Here is a 3455-nt window from a genome sequence, read left to right on the forward strand (position 1 = left end):
GCTTTTAACCTAATGCCTTTAACCTTTTACCTTCGTTTTTCACTTTCCTGCAGACGTAAAAAAGCCCGACTCTTTCGAATCGGGCTTTCTCTTATTTGGAGCCTGGTAATGTCCTACTTTCACATAACAAATGCTACACTATCATCGGCGCTGTTTCGTTTCACTACTGAGTTCGGCATGGGGTCAGGTGGGTCCAAAACGCTATTGTCACCAAGCAAATTTGAGTGTCAGTCCGTATCGCTACGCACTAACTAAAATTTGGAATTTCTGATAATAAAAGTTTTCAAGTATCTACTTTAGTTATATTAACTTCTTCGCTTGTTTCACTATCACATAAAACGCGTTTGGCGTTGTATGGTTAAGCCTCACGGGTAATTAGTACAAGTTAGCTTAATGGCTCACACCACTTCCACATCTTGCCTATCAACGTTGTAGTCTTCAACGGCCCTTCAGAGACTTTAAAAGTCTAGTGAGAACTCATCTCGAGGCCTGCTTCGCGCTTAGATGCTTTCAGCGCTTATCAGTTCCGAACGTAGCTACCGGGCAATGCCATTGGCATGACAACCCGAACACCAGCGGTTCGTTCACTCCGGTCCTCTCGTACTAGGAGCAACCCCTCTCAATTCTCAAACGCCCACGGCAGATAGGGACCGAACTGTCTCACGACGTTCTAAACCCAGCTCGCGTACCACTTTAAATGGCGAACAGCCATACCCTTGGGACCGACTTCAGCCCCAGGATGTGATGAGCCGACATCGAGGTGCCAAACACCGCCGTCGATATGAACTCTTGGGCGGTATCAGCCTGTTATCCCCGGAGTACCTTTTATCCGTTGAGCGATGGCCCTTCCATTCAGAACCACCGGATCACTATGACCTACTTTCGTACCTGCTCGACGTGTCTGTCTCGCAGTTAAGCTGGCTTCTACCATTACACTAACCGTACGATGTCCGACCGTACTTAGCCAACCTTCGTGCTCCTCCGTTACTCTTTGGGAGGAGACCGCCCCAGTCAAACTACCCACCAGGCACTGTCCGTAACCCCGATTCAGGGGCCAACGTTAGAACATCAAAACTACAAGGGTGGTATTTCAAGGACGACTCCACAAAAACTAGCGTCTCTGCTTCTAAGTCTCCCACCTATCCTACACATGTAGGTTCAATGTTCAGTGCCAAGCTGTAGTAAAGGTTCACGGGGTCTTTCCGTCTAGCCGCGGGTACACAGCATCTTCACTGCGATTTCAATTTCACTGAGTCTCGGGTGGAGACAGCGTGGCCATGGTTACACCATTCGTGCAGGTCGGAACTTACCCGACAAGGAATTTCGCTACCTTAGGACCGTTATAGTTACGGCCGCCGTTTACCGGGGCTTCGATCAAGAGCTTCTCCGAAGATAACCCCATCAATTAACCTTCCGGCACCGGGCAGGTGTCACACCGTATACGTCATCTTGCGATTTTGCACAGTGCTGTGTTTTTAATAAACAGTCCCAGCCACCTGGTCACTGCGGCTCCAATCAGCTTAGAGAGCAAGTCTCATCACCAATCGGAGCGTACCTTCTCCCGAAGTTACGGTACGATTTTGCCTAGTTCCTTCACCCGAGTTCTCTCAAGCGCCTTAGTATTCTCTACCTGACCACCTGTGTCGGTTTGGGGTACGATTCGGTATAATCTGAAGCTTAGAGGCTTTTCCTGGAAGTATGGCATCAGCAACTTCATCACCTTGGTGACTCGTCTCGTGTCTCAGCCTAACAGCAACCCGGATTTACCTAAGTCACTAGCCTACACACTTTCACATGGACTACCATCGCCATGCTTGCTTAGCCTGCTCCGTCCCCCCATCGCAATTATACCAAGTACGGAAATATTAATCCGTTTCCCATCGACTACGCCTTTCGGCCTCGCCTTAGGGGTCGACTTACCCTACCCTGATTAACATGGGATAGGAACCCTTGGTCTTCCGGCGTGCGGGTTTTTCACCCGCATTATCGTTACTCATGTCAGCATTCGCACTTCTGATACGTCCAGCATACCTCCCGGTACACCTTCAACCGCTTACAGAACGCTCCCCTACCACTCAGAATAAATTCTGAATCCGCAGCTTCGGTGCATAGTTTAGCCCCGTTACATCTTCCGCGCAGACCGACTCGACCAGTGAGCTATTACGCTTTCTTTAAAGGATGGCTGCTTCTAAGCCAACCTCCTGGCTGTCTGGGCCTTTCCACATCGTTTCCCACTTAACTATGACTTTGGGACCTTAGCTGGCGGTCTGGGTTGTTTCCCTCTTCACGACGGACGTTAGCACCCGCCGTGTGTCTCCCGGATATTACTTTACGGTATTCGGAGTTTGCAAAGGGTTGGTAAGTCGGGATGACCCCCTAGCCTTAACAGTGCTCTACCCCCGTAAGTATTCGTCCGAGGCTCTACCTAAATAGATTTCGGGGAGAACCAGCTATCTCCCGGTTTGATTAGCCTTTCACTCCTAACCACAGGTCATCCCCTAACTTTTCAACGTTAGTGGGTTCGGTCCTCCAATTGATGTTACTCAATCTTCAACCTGCCCATGGCTAGATCACCGGGTTTCGGGTCTATACCTTGCAACTATTCGCCCAGTTAAGACTCGGTTTCCCTACGGCTACCCTAATCGGTTAACCTCGCTACAAAATATAAGTCGCTGACCCATTATACAAAAGGTACGCAGTCACCCTCGAAGGGCTCCTACTGCTTGTACGTACACGGTTTCAGGTTCTATTTCACTCCCCTCACAGGGGTTCTTTTCGCCTTTCCCTCACGGTACTGGTTCACTATCGGTCAGTTGGGAGTATTTAGCCTTAGATGATGGTCCACCTATATTCAGTCAAAGTTTCACGTGCTCCGACCTACTCGATTTCACTTAAAATGCGTTTTCATGTACGGGACTATCACCCTGTATCGTGGCACTTTCCAGAGCCTTCCATTAACACATAATAAGCTTAAGGGCTGTTCCGATTTCGCTCGCCGCTACTATCGGAATCTCGGTTGATTTCTTTTCCTACGGGTACTTAGATGTTTCAGTTCTCCGCGTTCGCCTCGTTAACCTATGTATTCAGTTAACGATACCTGCAAGCAGGTGGGTTTCCCCATTCGGAAATCCTAGTCTCAAGTGCTTTTTACTAGCTTGACTAGGCTTATCGCAAGTTAATACGTCCTTCATCGCCTCCAACTGCCAAGGCATCCACCGTGTACGCTTAGTCACTTAACCATACAACCCAAACGGGTCTTTGTTTCGTGACAGTTTAACTTCGCCAGAAGTTAATATTGAATACTAAAGTAGATACCAATCAACAAACGTAAAACGTTCATTAAATGGCACTGAATGATACTGCTATCATTCTTTTTTACTTTTGAAAACTCTGTACAAATAACAATGTTATTCATACGAATTTTATTATCAGCTTTTCCAAATTTTTAAAGAGCA

The 3455-nt window shown here is 47.9% G+C and carries 2 rRNA genes; both read right to left on the reverse strand.

Annotated elements, in window-relative coordinates:
• Positions 1-100: 100 nt before the first annotated feature.
• Positions 101-215, reverse strand: a 5S ribosomal RNA gene (gene rrf, locus CWB75_RS15850).
• Positions 216-354: 139 nt separating this feature from the next.
• Positions 355-3239, reverse strand: a 23S ribosomal RNA gene (locus tag CWB75_RS15855).
• Positions 3240-3455 lie beyond the last annotated feature (216 nt).

Source organism: Pseudoalteromonas sp. S1608 (assembly GCF_005887265.1).
GTDB classification, from domain to species: Bacteria; Pseudomonadota; Gammaproteobacteria; order Enterobacterales; family Alteromonadaceae; genus Pseudoalteromonas; species Pseudoalteromonas undina.